Annotated in this window: 13 protein-coding genes; 10 read left to right on the top strand and 3 right to left on the bottom strand. The window is 67.7% G+C overall.

The features are described 5' to 3' along the window. Nucleotide 1: 1 nt before the first annotated feature. Nucleotides 2-664, bottom strand: coding sequence for a response regulator (locus tag AC4EEV_RS17795; protein WP_018763015.1), 663 nt, complete (start codon nucleotides 662-664; stop codon nucleotides 2-4). Beyond that, nucleotides 657-2,426: a sensor histidine kinase gene (locus AC4EEV_RS17800; RefSeq protein ID WP_018763016.1), complete on the bottom strand. Its 1,770-nt coding sequence runs from the start codon at nucleotides 2,424-2,426 to the stop codon at nucleotides 657-659. Before AC4EEV_RS17800 ends, AC4EEV_RS17795 begins: the two co-directional genes overlap by 8 nt. Before the next feature lie 212 nt (nucleotides 2,427-2,638). Here AC4EEV_RS17800 and AC4EEV_RS17805 point away from each other — a divergent pair, with 212 nt between their 5' ends. From AC4EEV_RS17805 to AC4EEV_RS17825, 5 genes are all read left to right on the top strand, one after another. Then, nucleotides 2,639-4,141, top strand: coding sequence for a CitMHS family transporter (locus AC4EEV_RS17805; protein WP_491329617.1), 1,503 nt, complete (start codon nucleotides 2,639-2,641; stop codon nucleotides 4,139-4,141). 145 nt (nucleotides 4,142-4,286) lie between these two features. Continuing rightward, the gene (gene gatC, locus AC4EEV_RS17810) at nucleotides 4,287-4,583 is read left to right on the top strand and encodes an Asp-tRNA(Asn)/Glu-tRNA(Gln) amidotransferase subunit GatC (RefSeq protein ID WP_018763018.1); all 297 of its coding nucleotides are present in this window, start codon (nucleotides 4,287-4,289) and stop codon (nucleotides 4,581-4,583) included. Between the two features lie 2 nt (nucleotides 4,584-4,585). Further along, complete coding sequence (gatA, locus tag AC4EEV_RS17815; protein ID WP_491329618.1) at nucleotides 4,586-6,157, top strand: Asp-tRNA(Asn)/Glu-tRNA(Gln) amidotransferase subunit GatA; 1,572 nt, start codon at nucleotides 4,586-4,588, stop codon at nucleotides 6,155-6,157. Next, a complete protein-coding gene (gatB, locus tag AC4EEV_RS17820) occupies nucleotides 6,157-7,665 on the top strand; it encodes an Asp-tRNA(Asn)/Glu-tRNA(Gln) amidotransferase subunit GatB (protein WP_109864150.1) in 1,509 nt (502 codons plus the stop codon). The genes gatA and gatB overlap by 1 nt, the downstream gene beginning before the upstream one ends. A 210-nt stretch (nucleotides 7,666-7,875) precedes the next feature. After that, the gene (locus AC4EEV_RS17825) at nucleotides 7,876-8,484 is read left to right on the top strand and encodes a DUF5666 domain-containing protein (protein ID WP_491329619.1); all 609 of its coding nucleotides are present in this window, start codon (nucleotides 7,876-7,878) and stop codon (nucleotides 8,482-8,484) included. Nucleotides 8,485-8,555: 71 nt separating this feature from the next. Here AC4EEV_RS17825 and AC4EEV_RS17830 read toward each other — a convergent pair whose 3' ends face one another. Next, the gene (locus tag AC4EEV_RS17830) at nucleotides 8,556-9,467 is read right to left on the bottom strand and encodes a LysR family transcriptional regulator (protein ID WP_133830281.1); all 912 of its coding nucleotides are present in this window, start codon (nucleotides 9,465-9,467) and stop codon (nucleotides 8,556-8,558) included. 131 nt (nucleotides 9,468-9,598) lie between these two features. On the opposite strand from AC4EEV_RS17830, the gene tdh reads away from it, so the two are divergent. From tdh to AC4EEV_RS17855, 5 genes are all read left to right on the top strand, one after another. Continuing rightward, nucleotides 9,599-10,645, top strand: coding sequence for an L-threonine 3-dehydrogenase (gene tdh, locus AC4EEV_RS17835; RefSeq protein ID WP_491329620.1), 1,047 nt, complete (start codon nucleotides 9,599-9,601; stop codon nucleotides 10,643-10,645). 8 nt (nucleotides 10,646-10,653) lie between these two features. After that, the gene (locus tag AC4EEV_RS17840; RefSeq protein ID WP_491329621.1) at nucleotides 10,654-11,850 is read left to right on the top strand and encodes a glycine C-acetyltransferase; all 1,197 of its coding nucleotides are present in this window, start codon (nucleotides 10,654-10,656) and stop codon (nucleotides 11,848-11,850) included. Nucleotides 11,851-11,958: 108 nt separating this feature from the next. Next, nucleotides 11,959-13,074, top strand: coding sequence for an NAD(P)/FAD-dependent oxidoreductase (locus AC4EEV_RS17845; RefSeq protein WP_491329622.1), 1,116 nt, complete (start codon nucleotides 11,959-11,961; stop codon nucleotides 13,072-13,074). Nucleotides 13,075-13,085: 11 nt separating this feature from the next. Beyond that, nucleotides 13,086-14,297 carry an imidazolonepropionase gene (hutI, locus tag AC4EEV_RS17850; RefSeq protein ID WP_491329623.1) on the top strand — a complete coding sequence of 404 codons (1,212 nt, stop codon included), beginning with the start codon at nucleotides 13,086-13,088 and terminating at the stop codon, nucleotides 14,295-14,297. A gap of 99 nt (nucleotides 14,298-14,396) precedes the next feature. Beyond that, nucleotides 14,397-15,185 carry a DeoR/GlpR family DNA-binding transcription regulator gene (locus AC4EEV_RS17855; protein WP_018763027.1) on the top strand — a complete coding sequence of 263 codons (789 nt, stop codon included), beginning with the start codon at nucleotides 14,397-14,399 and terminating at the stop codon, nucleotides 15,183-15,185. The last annotated feature ends 33 nt before the right edge of the window (nucleotides 15,186-15,218 follow it).

Below are 15,218 nucleotides of genomic sequence, written 5' to 3' on the forward strand. Positions count from 1 at the left end.
CCTACCTTGCCGGCAGGCCGTAGCGGTGTTCCGGCCTGCCCGTGGTGCCGTAGCGCAGCTGGATGTCCACGGCGCCGTCGTCGGCCAGCGACGACAGGTAGCGCTGCGCCGTGGCGCGGGAGACGCCCACCCGGGCGGCCACCTCGGCGGCGGAATACTGTTCGCCCGGAGCCAGTGATTCCAGCACCGCGGCTTCGGTTGCCGAGCGGGGTTTCGACGACGACGTGACGTCCCCCGGGATCAGCGACCGTTTTGCGCGTTCCACGGCCTCCTGGTCCAGGGCCCCGGCCTGGCCCAGGAGGCGCCGGTACCTGGCATAGGAACGAAGCTGCTGGGACAGCGACTCAGCGGTGAAGGGCTTGAGCAGGTACCCCAAGGCGCCCCGGCGGAACGCCACCCGGACGGAGGCGGCATCCGAGGCGGCGCTGAGGATGATCGTGTCCACATCCAGCTGCTGCAGCAAGTCCAGGCCGGACGCATCGGGGAGGTAGACATCCAGCAGCACCAGGTCCGGGCGCAGGCTGTGGATTGCCTGCAGTGCAAGCGAGGCGGTGCCAACGGGGGCCAGGGCCAGGAATCCGGCCACGGAGTCCACGTAGGCTGCGTGCAGCTTGGCCACATGGAAGTCGTCGTCCACGATCAGGACCCGAAAATCATCAGCCATTGTTGTCCTTTCCGGCTGCCCCGGGGGTCTTCGCGGCAGGGTTTCCCGCCGTCGTGTGCGGGAGGACCGCCATGAAGACGGCGCCCGGCCCGCCGGCGGTGCCGCGATCCAGTACTTTGACGTCGCCGCCGCGGCGGCGTGCCAGCTGCCGGGCCAGGGCCAGGCCGAAGCCCTGCCCGCCACCGGCACGCACCGGGCCCGCAGCGGTGGTGAATCCTTCTACGAAGACGCCTTCGGGATCGGTTCCGTCCGCCAGCCCGTCGCCCGAGTCCGCCACCACGATGTGCAGCGTCCCGCCGTCGTCGCCCGGCTCATCCAGCACCTCGAGCTCAACCCAGCGGTCCGTCGAGGATCCTGCCACGGCGGCGTTGACGGCGTTGTCGATCAGGTTCCCCAGCACCGTGGTCACATCCTGGGCCTCCGTGACCTGGCCGCGGACCAGGGTTTCGGGCCCGATGCGGAGGGCGACGCCGCGTTCGTCCGCTTCCACGCCCTTGGCCCCCACAAACGCCTGCAGGTAGGGGTCCTGGAGCAGTTCGGCCTGGTCCACGGGGAACTTCAGGGGACCGGTGGCGGCCAGCCCGGCCAGGTAGTCACGGGCCTCCTGGTGCTGCCCGATGCCCAGGAAACCGGCCAGGGTGTGCAGCTGGTTGGCGAACTCGTGCCGCTGGGCGCGCAGGGCCGTGGACATGGTGCCCACGGCGTCCAGCTGCCGGGTGAGCTCCTGCAGCTCTGTGCGGTCGCGGAGCATGATCACCCAGCCCAGGTCCTCCCGGCGGTGCAGCGCCTTGCGGGCATTGACCACCAGGACCCGGCCGCCCGCCACCAGTTCCAGGGCATCCGGCCCCGCGGCATTCCCTTCCGGTCCGGCGGCAGCCAACCGCGGAGCGGCGGCCACGGGGGCGGGGCTGGTGAGTGACTTCAGCTGGGCGGGAACGGGGGCGTCCTCCCACCGTGTCCCGGACAGGTCGGGCAAATCGAGCAGGCGCTGCGCCGCGGCGTTGAACACGCTGACCCGGCCGTCGGCACGGACGCCGATGACGCCGTCGTCCACGCCCTGCAGCACTGCCACCTGGTCGTGGACCAGCGTGCTGATCTCTTCCGGTTCCAGGCCCAGGGTGAGCCGCTGGAGGCGGCGGCGCAGCAGGAAGGATCCGAGGACTCCGGCCAGCAGTGCGCCGGCGGCGGTCAGGGCCACCGGGCCGATGTCGCGGCTCACGCTCTGGGCCACGGTTTCCATGGAGTAGCCCACGCTCACCTCACCCACCACCGTCGCGGTGCCGGGGGCATACACCGGAACCTTTGCTCCGGCGGAAGGGCCCAGGGTTCCCGTGTTCCGGGTGGTGATTTCCTGCCCGGACAGCGCCTCGGACGGGTCCGTGCTCACCTTCTCGCCGAGCCGCTGCGGATCCGGGTGGGCCAGCCGGATCCCGGTTTCGTCGGTGATCACTACGAACAGGGCGCCGGTCCTGGTCCGTGCGGCCTCTGCGGAGGCCTGCAGCGGACCCGCGAGGAGCGCGGCCGGCGGGGGAGTGCCGGGCTGTTCGCTGATGGCCAGTACGTCTGCCCTGACCTCCGGATCGGATGCGACGGTCCGGGCCAGCGTCAGGGCCTGGTTCTCCGCGTCGCTGCCTACCCGGTCATACGTCAGCCAGGCATGCACCGTGGCGCTCAGGAGGACCACCAGGAGAACGACGGCCACCTGCAGCAAGAGTGTCTGGGTGGAAAAGCGCAGCGGCTGCCGGGGCGCGGGACGCTGCATTCATCCTCCTTGACGGGTGTGGCGCGACGGGTATGGCTCAACCGTATCGGCTGCCGCCAGGCGCCGACACAGCGTGAGCACAATGAGCAAAATGCTCCCAATAAGCAGTATGCCAATCAATTGAGCCAAAGGCACCGCCGTGACGGACGCCACCCTACAGTCTGTAGCACGCGTCACACCGGTGTGCCGCTGTTCACAAGAAGGAGCCGGCTGTGCTGGTAATACTTGGATTCGCCATGATCGCGGTTTTCATGGTGCTGATCATGACGAAGAAGTTGACGCCAGTGCTGGCGTTGATCATTGTCCCCACCGTTTTTGGCCTCTTTGCCGGCGCCGGCCTGGGCGTCGGCGACATGGTCATGGACTCCATGAAGTCCATGACCTCCACCGCGGCCCTGCTGATGTTCGCCATCATCTACTTCGGCCTGATGATCGACGTCGGGCTCTTTGACCCGCTGGTGAAGTTCATCCTCCGCAAGCTGGGCAACGACCCCGCCAAGGTGGTCCTGGGCACCGCCATCCTCGCGGCCGCCGTGTCGCTGGACGGCGACGGGTCCACCACCTTCATCCTCACCACCGCCGCCATGCTGCCGGTCTACCTGCGCCTGAAGATGAGCCCCGTGGTCCTCACCTGCGTGGCCGGCCTGGCCAACGGCACCATGAACATCCTGCCCTGGGGTGGTCCCACCGCCCGCGCCGCCACCGCCCTGAAGATCGATGTCAACGACGTTTTCGTCCCCATGATCCCGTCCCTGGTGGCCGGCCTGGTCGTGGTATTCGCCTTCGCCTGGCTCCTGGGGCTTCAGGAACGCAACCGCCTCCGTGCCGTTGCTCCCGAGATTTGGGGCGTCCCGTCTTCGGCAGAGCCCTTCACGGCAGAAGAGTTCGACGGCGGCACTACCGCCGGCGGTTCGCGCACCGGCGTGTCCGGCGCCGGCCGTGGCCGCAAGGGCGGCAACCCCGGCGGAGCAGCCCCCACCGTCGGCGGCTCCCCGGTAGGATCCTCCGTAGCCGTGCTGGAGCGCACCGACACCCTCCTTGAGGACAGCAGCGCCGGACTCACCGACACCGCGCTCGATCCCAACCGCAGCACCCTGCGCCCCAAGCTGTTCTGGTTCAACCTGGCCCTGACCGTCGCCGTCATGGTGGTGCTCGTCGCCAACGTCATCCCGCTGCCGTTCGTGTTCATGGTGGGCGCCGCGATCGCCCTCCTGGTCAACTTCCCCAAGGTCAAGGACCAGGGCGCCCAGCTCATTGCGCACGCACCTTCCATCGTCGCCGTGGTCAGCATGGTCATGGCCGCCGCCGTCCTCACCGGCGTCCTCAAGGGCACCGGCATGGTGGAAGCCATGTCCGCCTGGCTGGTCCAGATCATCCCGTCCTCCATGGGCCCGTTCATGGCCGTCATCACCGGTGTGCTGAGCATCCCCATGACGTTCTTCATGAGCAACGACGCCTTCTACTTCGGCGTCCTGCCCGTCCTCAGCGAGACGGCCGCGCACTACGGTGTCGGCGCCGCGGACATGGCCCGGGCCTCCATCACCGGCCAGCCGTTCCACCTGCAGAGCCCGCTCGTTCCGGCCATCCTGCTGCTGGTTTCGCTGGCCAAGGTGGACCTCGGTGACCACCACAAGAAAGTCCTGTGGCGTACCGCCGTCATCTCCCTGGTCATGCTTGGCGTCGGGATGCTGACCGGAGCCATCGGAATCGGTTAGTCTGTAGCTGCCTGTGCTCCTGTCCCCGAGGCAGGGCCTGGCACGAAGGTGCCCGTCTGACGCCCGCTGGGGGATGTCAGACGGGCATCGGCGTTTCCCCACTAGACTGGATCGGAAAACAATTCGAACTTTGCAGGGGAGATCCATGGCTGCGATCAACCGTGACGACGTCGCGCATCTCGCGCGGCTCGCTCACATCGAGATGAGTGCCGAAGAGCTGGACAGGATGGCCGGCGAACTGGCCGTTATCGTCGATTCGGTCAAGTCCGTCAGCGAGGCCGCAGGGGATGACGTCCCGGCGACCTCCCACCCCATCCCGCTGACCAACGTCTTCCGCGACGACGTCGTGGGACACACCTTCACGGCGGAACAGGCGCTCTCCGGTGCTCCGGATTCCGATGACAACCGTTTCAAGGTCCCGGCCATCCTGGATGAGGCATAACCATGACTGAACAGAACTCCACCGGCATCAGCGCCGAAACCCTGATCCGCCTCTCCGCCGCGCAGCTCGCTGAGAAGCTGGCTGCCAGCGAGGTCACCGCCGTCCAGGCCACCCAGGCGTACCTCGACCGCATCGCCGCCGTCGACGGGCAGGTCAACGCCTTCCTGCACGTCAACGCCGAGGAAGCCCTTGCCGTCGCCGCCGAGGTGGACGCCATCCGTGCCGCCGGAGGCGCGGAGGCGGAATCCCTGCACGTCCTCGCCGGCGTGCCCATCGCCGTCAAGGACCTCATCGTCACCATCGGCCAGCCCACTACTGCCGGTTCCAAGATCCTCGAAGGCTGGCACAGCCCGTACGACGCCACGGTCGTCGAGCGGCTGCGCGCGGCCAAGATGCCGATCCTTGGCAAGACCAACCTGGACGAGTTCGCCATGGGCTCCTCCACCGAGCACTCCGCGTACGGACCCACCCGCAACCCCTGGGACCTGGACCGGATTCCGGGCGGCTCCGGCGGCGGTTCGGCTGCGGCCGTGGCCGCTTTCGAGGCTCCGCTGGCGCTCGGCACGGACACCGGCGGATCCATCCGCCAGCCCGGTGCCGTCACCGGCACCGTGGGCGTGAAGCCCACTTACGGCAGTGTCTCCCGCTACGGCGCCATCGCCATGGCGTCCTCCCTGGACCAGATCGGCCCCGTGACCCGCACCGTCCTGGACTCTGCCCTGCTGCACCAGGTCATCGGCGGCCACGACCCACGCGACTCCACCTCCCTGCCGGAACCGCTGGCTGACCTCGTTGCCGCAGCGAAGACCGGCAACGTCGAGGGCCTGCGGATCGGCATCATTAAGGAACTGCACGGCGAGGGCTACCAGGCCGGCGTCGAAAACCGCTTCAACGATGCCCTGGAGCTGCTCAAGGAAGCCGGCGCCGAGATCGTGGAGGTTTCCTGCCCCAACTTCCAGTACGCCCTGGGCGCCTACTACCTGATCATGCCGTCCGAGGCCTCCTCCAACCTGGCCAAGTTCGACGGCGTCCGGTACGGCCTGCGGGTCCTGCCGGAAGACGGTCCCATGACCATTGAACGCGTCATGGGCGCCACCCGCGCCGCCGGCTTCGGCGATGAGGTCAAGCGCCGCATCATCCTGGGTACCTACGCCCTGTCGGCCGGCTACTACGACGCCTACTACGGGTCCGCCCAGAAGGTGCGCACGCTGGTCCAGCGGGACTTTGATGCCGCCTTTGAGCAGGCCGACGTCCTGATCTCGCCCACCGCCCCCACCACGGCCTTCCCGCTCGGCGAAAAACTGGACGACCCCCTGGCCATGTACCTCAACGACGTCGCCACCATCCCGGCGAACCTCGCCGGCGTCCCCGGGCTGTCCCTGCCCGGCGGCCTGGCGGACGAGGACGGCCTGCCCGTGGGCATCCAGCTGCTGGCACCCGCCCGCGAGGATGCCCGCCTCTACCGGGTGGGTGCTGTCCTGGAGTCCTTGCTGGAAGCCAAATGGGGCGGCCCGCTGCTGGCCCAGGCTCCCGCGCTGGGCGCTGAATCCCTCGAAACCCAGGAGGCAAAATAATGAGCACCGACGAAATCCTGAGCTTCGAAGAGGCCATGGAGAAGTACGACCCCGTCCTCGGCTTCGAGGTCCACGTCGAACTGAACACCAAGACCAAGATGTTCTCCTCCGCGCCCAACGTCTTCGGCGACGAGCCGAACACCAACGTCAACGAGGTGGACCTGGGGATGCCCGGTGTCCTGCCGGTGGTCAACAAGACGGCGGTGGAGTCCTCCATCAAGATCGGCTTGGCGCTGAACTGCAAGATCGCCGAATCCTGCCGGTTTGCCCGGAAGAACTACTTCTACCCGGATACCCCCAAGAACTTCCAGACCTCGCAGTATGACGAGCCCATCGCGTACGACGGCTACCTGGATATTGAACTCGACGACGGCACCGTGTTCCGGGTGGAAATCGAGCGCGCGCACATGGAAGAGGACGCCGGAAAGCTGACGCACATGGGCGGCGCCACCGGCCGCATCCAGGGTGCCGACTTCTCCCTGGTGGACTACAACCGTGCAGGCGTACCGCTGGTGGAAATTGTCACCAAGCCCATCGAGGGCGCGGGCTCGCGCGCACCGGAGCTCGCCAAGGCGTACGTGGCCGCCATCCGCGAAATCGTCAAGAACCTCGGCGTCTCCGATGCAAAGATGGAACGCGGCAACGTCCGTTGCGACGCCAACGTCTCGCTGCGCCCGCACGGCCGCGAACGCTTCGGCATCCGCTCCGAAACGAAGAACGTCAACTCGCTGCGCGCCGTGGAACACGCCGTGCGCTACGAGATCCAGCGCCACGCCGCCGTCCTGGACTCCGGAAACCCGGTGGTGCAGGAAACCCGCCACTGGCACGAGGACACCCGCACCACCACCTCGGGCCGGCCCAAGTCCGACGCCGACGATTACCGCTATTTCCCGGAACCTGACCTGGTGCCGGTGGTCGCTTCGCGCGAATGGGTGGAGGAACTGCGTGCCACGCTGCCCGAGCCGCCCGCCGAGCGCCGGAAGCGGCTCAAGGCCGACTGGGGCTACTCCGACCTGGAATTCCGCGACGTTGTGAACGCCGGCGTCCTGGACGAAATCGAGGAAACCATCGCGGCCGGGGCTTCCGCCTCCGTGGCCCGCAAGTGGTGGATGGGCGAGATCGTCGGCCGCGCCAAGGCTGCCGATGTGGACCCCGGCCAGCTGGGCGTCGAGGCTGCCACCGTGGTGGAGCTCAGCCGCATGGTGGAGGCCGGCAAGATCAACAACAAGATGGCCTCCCAGGTGCTGGACGGCGTGCTCGCCGGCGAAGGCACCCCGGAAGAGATCGTCGAAGCGCGCGGCCTCGCCGTGGTGTCCGACGACGGACCCCTCCTGGAAGCCATCGACGCCGCGCTGGCCGCGCAGCCCGGCGTCGCGGACAAGATCCGCGCCGGCAAGGTGCAGGCCGTGGGAGCGATCGTGGGCGGGGTCATGAAGGCCACCCGCGGGCAGGCCGACGCAGGACGCGTCAAGGAGTTGATCCTGGAGAAGCTGGGCGTCACCGCTTAGCACTCCGATACCCACCCGGGTCGCAGCAGATGTCCGTTTTGAGCATCCATAACGACATCAACTGCGGCCCGGTTGGGCTTTAAGTACTCAGGTGCCGCCGGCCGCAAAGTACCCGTGGCCGCACGTGCGTGGCGGACCTAGACTGGAGCCCACAGGGCACAGGAGGGTACAGGGCGATGATGCCTTGGCAGTGCTGAGGAGGGAACAACCATGGTCCGGGACCCATTGAGGATGCGCAAGGCAATGCTGGCCGGGGCGGTGGCCTTGGCCCTTTCCGGAACCGGGGCGGCAATGGCCTGGTCGGCCACCGGGACGCCAACGCCGTCCCCCTCCCAGACTGCACCGGGACAGCAGAAGGCACCGGGCCAACAAAAGGCACCCGGGCAGCAGAAGGCACCCGGGCAGCAGAAGTCCCGGCATGGCCAACCGCTCCACGGTGAGGCAGTGGTCAAGCAGCCCGACGGAACCTTCCAGACTGTCCTCGAACAGCGCGGAACCGTGGAGTCCGTCAGCGACTCCGCCATCACCGTCAAGAGCGAGGACGGCTTCATCCAGTCCTATGCAGTCAACGCGGACACCAGGATCACCAAACTTTCGGCGGCCGACGATGGTGCGGGCCGCAAGCCGGCAGCCGGATCGATGGCGGACATCGCCGCCGGCGACACCGTGCGCGTGGCCGGCGTGAAGGACGGGGACCAGGCCACTGCCAAGCGGATCGTCGACGGCGCCGGTGACGGCCCGGGCCTGGGGTTGGGACGTGGGCACGGCATGGGCAAAAAGATGGGTGCGGGCAACCATCAGGATGGCGAAGGGGCGTAGCTGCGCCGGTCCGGCCACGCCTGCCACGGGTCCGTGACACCGTGCCCGCCCCTGCACCAGCCAGCTCCCGCTTACCCCTGTTGCACCAGCCCTGCCATGATGTCTTCCAGGGCCTCACAGACCAGCACTACTGCACGCCGCTTGAGGTTTTCCGGCCTGGCCAGCAGGTCGATCCGGCGGCGGGTGCTGATGCCTTCGAGCGGGCGCAGGACAATGTCCGGATTCAGGACCGGCCCGGCGGTGTACCTGGGCAGCAGCCCCACCACCCCGCCCGCGGCCACCAGGGCAGCCACCGTGGAGTAGTCGTTGATGCGGTGGACGATGTTCGGTTCCCGGCTGGATACGGCCGCGACGGCGGAGAGCACGTCGGCGGGGGAGTAGCCGGGGTGGCTGGTCACCCAGGCTTCGGCGCCGACGTCGTGCACCGTGACGGTGTCCTGCCGGGCCAGCGGGTGCCCGGCGGGGAGGGCCACGTCCAGCGGCTCGTGGGCCAGCGGGATCACGGCGACGCGCTCGGCGGGCCAGCGGGGGCTGTGGTCCATCCGGTGCGCCAGCACGAGGTCGTACCGGGCGGTGAGGGCCGGGAAGTCCTGCTGGGCGACGTCCTCGTCGGAGAGTTCGATCCGCGGATGTCCCGGCTGGTCCAGCATCCGCGCCAGCGGGCCAAAGAGGGCCTGCCCGGCGCTGTGGAACCCACTGACGGTGACCCGGCCGGCGGGCGAACCGTGGTATGAGCCCAGCGCGCCACGGGCATCGGCCATGGCGCTGAGGACGGCGGCGCCGGCGTCGGCGAGGACTTGGCCGGCTTCGGTCAGGACCAGGTTCCGGCCCTCCTTGCGCGTCAACGGCACGTCCACCGTCCGTTGCAGGTGGGCCAGTTGTTGGGAGACCGCCGACGGGGTGACCATGAGGGTGTCGGCCACCGCCTTCACGCTGCCCAGCGCCCCAAGTTCGCGGAGGATTTCCAGCTGATGTATTTCCACTCCGCCAGTGTATACATTAGGAAAATCTAAATCGTCGATTGAGAAGATTCCTGTTGTGCTAATGCTTTCCCGGGGCTTCAATGAGGAGGACACCAACCCGCTGATGTGAATGCCAAGAAGTAAGGACGCCAATGAAGGCCCTGTACAAGGCCGGCCCGCACGCCGGTTTCGAACTCGTCGACCGGCCGGAACCCACGGCGGGTCCGGCCGACGTCAAGATCCGCGTGATGACCACCGGGATCTGCGGAACCGACCTCCACATCCAGTCCTGGGACGCCTGGGCGCAGGGCATGATCGAGGCTCCGCTCATCGCCGGCCACGAATTCTACGGCGAAGTGGTGGAGGTGGGCGAGGACGTCCGCGAGGTCAAGGTGGGAGACCGAGTCTCCGGCGAAGGCCACGTGGTCTGCGGTATCTGCCGCAACTGCCGTGCCGGGCGCCGGCAGATGTGCATCCACACGGTCAGCGTGGGAGTCCAACGGGACGGCGCCTTCGCCGAATACGTGGTCATCCCGGAGACCAACGTTTGGGTCCACCACGACCCCTCGGTCACTCCCGAGCTTGGCGCCATCTTCGACCCGTTCGGCAACGCCGTCCACACGGCGCTGAGCTTCCCCCTGGTGGGCGAAGACGTGCTCATCACCGGCGCAGGTCCCATCGGCCTGATGGCCATCGCTGTGGCCCGCCACGCCGGCGCGCGCAAGATCGCCATCACGGATGTGTCGGTGCCGCGGCTGGAGCTGGCCAAGCAGCTGGGCGCCGACCTCGCCATCGATGTCTCCACGACCCGCGTCCGCGATGCCCAACGTGAACTGGGCATGCGGGAGGGGTTCGACGTCGGAATGGAAATGTCCGGCCACCCCACCGCCCTGCCTGAGATGATCGACAACATGAACCACGGCGGCCGGATCGCCATGCTGGGCTTGCCCAGCCAGGACATCACCATCGACTGGGGCAAGGTGGTCACCCACATGCTCACGCTCAAAGGCATCTATGGCCGGGAGATGTACGAAACCTGGTACGCCATGAGCGCCATGCTCTCCTCCAACCTGGTGCTGCACGCCGGAATCTCCGCCGTGGTCACGGACACGCTGCCCGCCACGGACTGGGAGAAGGGCTTCGACATCGCCCGCAGCGGCGTGGGCGGAAAAGTTGTCCTCGACTGGACCCGACTGTAAGGAACCCCATGTACACCTCCATCAAGGACCAGCTCCGCGGCGAGCTGGACGAGATCCGCACCGCGGGACTCTACAAGACCGAACGCAGCATCAGTTCACCGCAGTCAAGCCACATCATCGCGGGCCGGATCGGCGGTCAAGGCAGCGACGTGCTGAACTTTTGTGCAAACAACTACCTGGGCCTGGCCGACCATCCGGACATCATCAATGCCGCAAAAACCGCCATGGATGAGCGCGGCTTCGGCATGGCCAGTGTCCGTTTCATCTGCGGAACCCAGGACCTGCACCTCAGCCTCGAGGCCAGGGTCTCCGCGTTCCTGGGGACCGAGGACACCATCCTTTTCTCCAGCTGCTTCGATGCCAACGGCGGCGTCTTCGAGTCCCTCCTCGGCCCGGACGACGCCGTCATTTCGGACGCCCTCAACCACGCCTCCATCATTGACGGCATCCGCCTGTGCAAGGCCCGCCGCTACCGGTACGCCAACCAGGACATGGCCGAGCTCGAGGCCCGCCTCCAGGAGGCCCAGGACGCGCGGCGGAAGCTGATCGTCACCGACGGCGTGTTCTCCATGGACGGTTTCCTCGCCCCGCTCGAGGCCATCTGCGACCTCGCCGAAAAATACGGCGCCATGGTGATGGTGGACGACTCCCATGCGGTGGGCTTCATGGGCGCTACCGGCGCGGGCACCCCGGAGCATGCAGGGGTTTCGGACCGGGTGGACATCTACACCGGAACCTTCGGCAAGGCACTTGGCGGGGCGTCCGGCGGCTACGTGTCCGGCCGCGGCGAGATCGTGGCCATGCTGCGGCAAAAGGCGCGGCCGTACCTGTTCTCCAACTCACTGGCGCCCGCCATTGTGGCCGCGACGCTCAAAGCGCTTGACCTCGTGGAGAACTCCGCGGACCTCCGGCGCCGGTTGATCGAGAACGCCGCGCAGTTCCGCCGCAGGATGACCGAAGAAGGCTTCGACCTGCTCCCGGGCGAGCACGCCATCGTGCCCGTCATGTTTGGGGACGCAGTGATGGCAGCCAAGGTGGCGGACCGGATGCTGCAGCACGGTGTCTTCGTCACTGCCTTCAGCTTCCCCGTGGTCCCGCGCGGTGCCGCCCGGATCCGGGTGCAGTTGTCCGCCGCGCATACAGCGGACGACGTCGAAGCATGCGTGCGTGCGTTCGTTGCCAGCCGTGCCGAGGCGGCAGCCTAGACGGCAGCGCCGGCTGGCCTGAACGCGCGCCCGGCATGGACCCATGCGTGGCCTGAACTCCGCCCGGCATAAACCCCCGCCCGGCATGAACTCTGCGAGGATGGACCAATGGCAGCACATTACGATGTCCTGATCGTAGGCGGCGGCATCGCCGGCCTGTCCCTGGCGTCCGCGCTGGCGGGGCGTTGCAGCGTTGCGCTGGTGGAGGCGGAGCAGGAACTGGCGTACCACACGTCCTCCCGCTCCGCCCGCCAGCTCATCCCCAGTTACGGGCCTCCCGTGGTGCAGGAACTCACCGTCCGGACCCTCGAACTGCTTGCCGCCCGCGACAGGGAACTGCCCGAACCGGTTCTGGCGCCGCGCAGTTTCATGTTGATCGGCTCGGAGCCGGATGTGGCATCCGAGGCGAGCGGACACATGCAGCCGATCACGGTGGACCGTGCCCTCGAGCTCTGCCCGGCGCTCTTGCCGGGAACGTTTACCGCCGCAGGGCTGGACACTGGTTCCTTCGGATGCAACGCCCCTGTCCTGCTGGCGGATCACCGCGAGAGGGCGCTCGCTGCCGGGGCGGACATCATCACGGGCGCCCGCGTCCACTCGGCCCAGCGGCAGGGCTCGGGGTGGCAGGTGGGCGCCGGAAGCGAAGGCTTTGAGGCCGGGGTCCTGGTCAACGCGGCGGGTGCCTGGGCCGACGAACTAGCCGTGATCAGCGGCGTCGAGAAGCTCGGACTCCAGCCGTACCGGCGCACTGCGGCGATTGCCGCCGTCGAACGCTCCCTGCCTGAACACAGCCCCATGGTGGCCGCCGCGGACAATTCCTTCTATTTCCGGCCGGACGGCCAGGATGTACTGATTTCTCCGTCCGAAACGGTGCCCAGCGGCCCCGAGGATGCGCGTCCGCGGCCAGGCGACGTGGAACGCTTGGTGGCCATGCTGAACTCCGCCACCGGCCTCGGGATCACCCACATCCGGCGTGCGTGGACGGGCCTGCGCACCGAAGCGGCCGACGGGGTGCCGGTGGCGGGCTTCGACGCCGAAGCGCCGGGGTTCTACTGGCTCGCAGGGCAGGGCGGCTACGGATTCCAGACCTCCGCAGCTATGGCCGAGTTTGCAGCCACCCAGATCCTTGCCGGGCAATCCGGCGGCGGCGGCGCAGGCGGGGCGGGTCCGGCATCCCGGACAGTGGAGGCACTGGCTGCCACACGCTGGTCCGTTCGACGCTGAAGAATGGTCCCATGAGCACCCTGATCACCAATATCGCCGAGCTGATGACGCAGGACCTTGAGCACCGGGTCCTGCGGGACGCCGCCGTGGTGGTGGATGGGGAACGGATCTCGTGGATCGGCGCGGCGGCCGATGCACCTGCCGCGGACGACGCCGTCGATGCCGGCGGGCGGGCCATGCTGCCGGGATGGGTGGACTCCCACAGCCACTTGCTGTTTGCCGGGGACCGCACCGCCGAGTTCGAAGCCAGGATGGCCGGTGAGGCCTACGCTGCCGGCGGCATCGCCGTTACCATGAAGGCCACCCGGGCCACATCCGATTTTGATCTCACGCGCCTGGCCATGGGCCGGGTGGCTGAGGCCGTCTCGCAGGGGACCACCTACCTGGAGACGAAGACCGGGTACGGCCTGGACATTGAGAATGAGGCCAGGAGCGCCCGGATCGCATCCACAGTGGCAGACCAGGTGACTTACCTTGGTGCCCATCTGGTTCCCGCCGGCCAGGATGCCGAGGCCTACACGGACCTGGTCTGCGGGCCGATGCTCGCCGCCGTCAGGCCCTATGTCCAGTGGGCGGACGTGTTCTGCGAGGAAGGTGCCTTCACTGCCGAGCAGTCGCGCCGTGTGCTCCTGGCCTGCCGCGACGCCGGGCTCGGCCTGCGCGTGCACGGCAACCAGTTGGGCGAAGGGCCGGGCGTCCAATTAGCCGTCGAGGTGGGCGCTGCCAGTGTTGACCACGTGAACCACCTTTCCGGGCGGGACGTCAAGGCCCTGGCGGCCTCGTGGTCCGCGTGGGACCCGGCCACCGGCACGGGGGAGCGGGGCACGGTGGCCACCTGCCTGCCCGCTTGCGACCTGTCCACCCGCCAGCCGCTGGCACCGGCGCGGGCACTCCTTGATGCTGGCGTCCAGGTGGCGTTGGCCTCCAACTGCAATCCGGGCACGTCCTACACCAGTTCCATGGCATTTTGCGTGACCACTGCCGTTCTCCAGATGCACCTGAGCGTGCACGAGGCCGTCCGTGCTGCCACCTATGGCGGTGCCTTGGCGCTGCACCGGGAGGTGGGGCGTGACGCGGACGGCGAGCGGGCCGTAGGATCGATCGCCGTCGGCCACCGGGCCGACCTCCACCTGCTCAACGCACCCTCCGCCACCCACCTCGCTTACCGCCCGGGCATGCCGCTGACGTACGCTGTGTGGCGTGCCGGAGTGCGGGCTCGGTAAAGATTGCCGGTTAAGTGATTCTTCTTGATTGTTCACCCGGGGTTACAATCAGAAAACGTCATCCGATAGGGTGGCTGGTGTACTGAAAGGCCCCCCTGCATGACGCGCACAGACCGGCTGACGGCCATTCTTGACCTCTTGGCCAGGACCGGCCAAGTGGAAGTTGACGAGATCGTCAGCAGCCTGAATGTTTCGCCGGCCACTGCCCGCCGCGACCTGGACAGCCTTGCCAAGCGGCGGCTGCTGACCCGGACCCGCGGCGGCGCCACTACCGGTGCCTTGGCCTACGACCTGCCCGGACGCTACAACCGTGACGACCACGCAGAGGCCAAGGAACAAATCGCGCAGTGCGCATCGGCCCTGATCCGGCCTGGAGCAGTCATTGGGCTGTGCGGGGGCACCACCAGCACAGCCCTGGCGCAGATCCTGGCGACGCGGGAAGACCTGAACGCCCCGTCCAACCAGCCAACTCTCACCGTGGTCACCAACGCCATCAACATCGCCGGCCAGCTCGCGGTGCGGCCCAACATCAAAGTCATGGTCACCGGGGGCATCCTCAACCCCCGCTCCTACGAGCTGGTTGGGCCCTATACGGACATCATCATGCAAAAGGTGGTGCTGGACATCGCATTCATCGGAGTCAACGGCATCGACCCCGAGGTGGGACCCACCAACACCGGCGAAGGGGAGGCCTCGGTCAATGCGCTGCTCGCCAGCCGGGCCCGCGTCTCGTACGTCCTGGCCGACTCTTCCAAGGTGGGCGTCCGGGCCTTCGCCACCATGGACGGTTACGACTTCACCCGGCTCATCACTGATTCCGGCATTTCTGCCCACGACAAGGCGGCCTTCGAAGCCCGGGGTACGGAAGTTATTATCGCGCCTGCCTGATGCCCGGCAGCTGGTGTAAGCGTGGCCTGTGCG

The organism is Pseudarthrobacter sp. MOO14, assembly GCF_058267675.1.

Bases quoted from the DNA above. Each gene is read 5' to 3' on its own strand.
- tdh (WP_491329620.1), top strand. From the start codon at position 9,599: ATGAAGGCCCTGTACAAGGCCGGCCCGCACGCCGGTTTCGAACTCGTC.
- AC4EEV_RS17800 (WP_018763016.1), bottom strand. From the start codon at position 2,426: ATGCAGCGTCCCGCGCCCCGGCAGCCGCTGCGCTTTTCCACCCAGACA.
- hutI (WP_491329623.1), top strand. From the start codon at position 13,086: ATGAGCACCCTGATCACCAATATCGCCGAGCTGATGACGCAGGACCTT.
- AC4EEV_RS17840 (WP_491329621.1), top strand. From the start codon at position 10,654: ATGTACACCTCCATCAAGGACCAGCTCCGCGGCGAGCTGGACGAGATC.
- AC4EEV_RS17825 (WP_491329619.1), top strand. From the start codon at position 7,876: ATGGTCCGGGACCCATTGAGGATGCGCAAGGCAATGCTGGCCGGGGCG.
- AC4EEV_RS17795 (WP_018763015.1), bottom strand. From the start codon at position 664: ATGGCTGATGATTTTCGGGTCCTGATCGTGGACGACGACTTCCATGTG.
- AC4EEV_RS17855 (WP_018763027.1), top strand. From the start codon at position 14,397: ATGACGCGCACAGACCGGCTGACGGCCATTCTTGACCTCTTGGCCAGG.
- gatA (WP_491329618.1), top strand. From the start codon at position 4,586: ATGACTGAACAGAACTCCACCGGCATCAGCGCCGAAACCCTGATCCGC.
- AC4EEV_RS17845 (WP_491329622.1), top strand. From the start codon at position 11,959: ATGGCAGCACATTACGATGTCCTGATCGTAGGCGGCGGCATCGCCGGC.
- gatC (WP_018763018.1), top strand. From the start codon at position 4,287: ATGGCTGCGATCAACCGTGACGACGTCGCGCATCTCGCGCGGCTCGCT.
- gatB (WP_109864150.1), top strand. From the start codon at position 6,157: ATGAGCACCGACGAAATCCTGAGCTTCGAAGAGGCCATGGAGAAGTAC.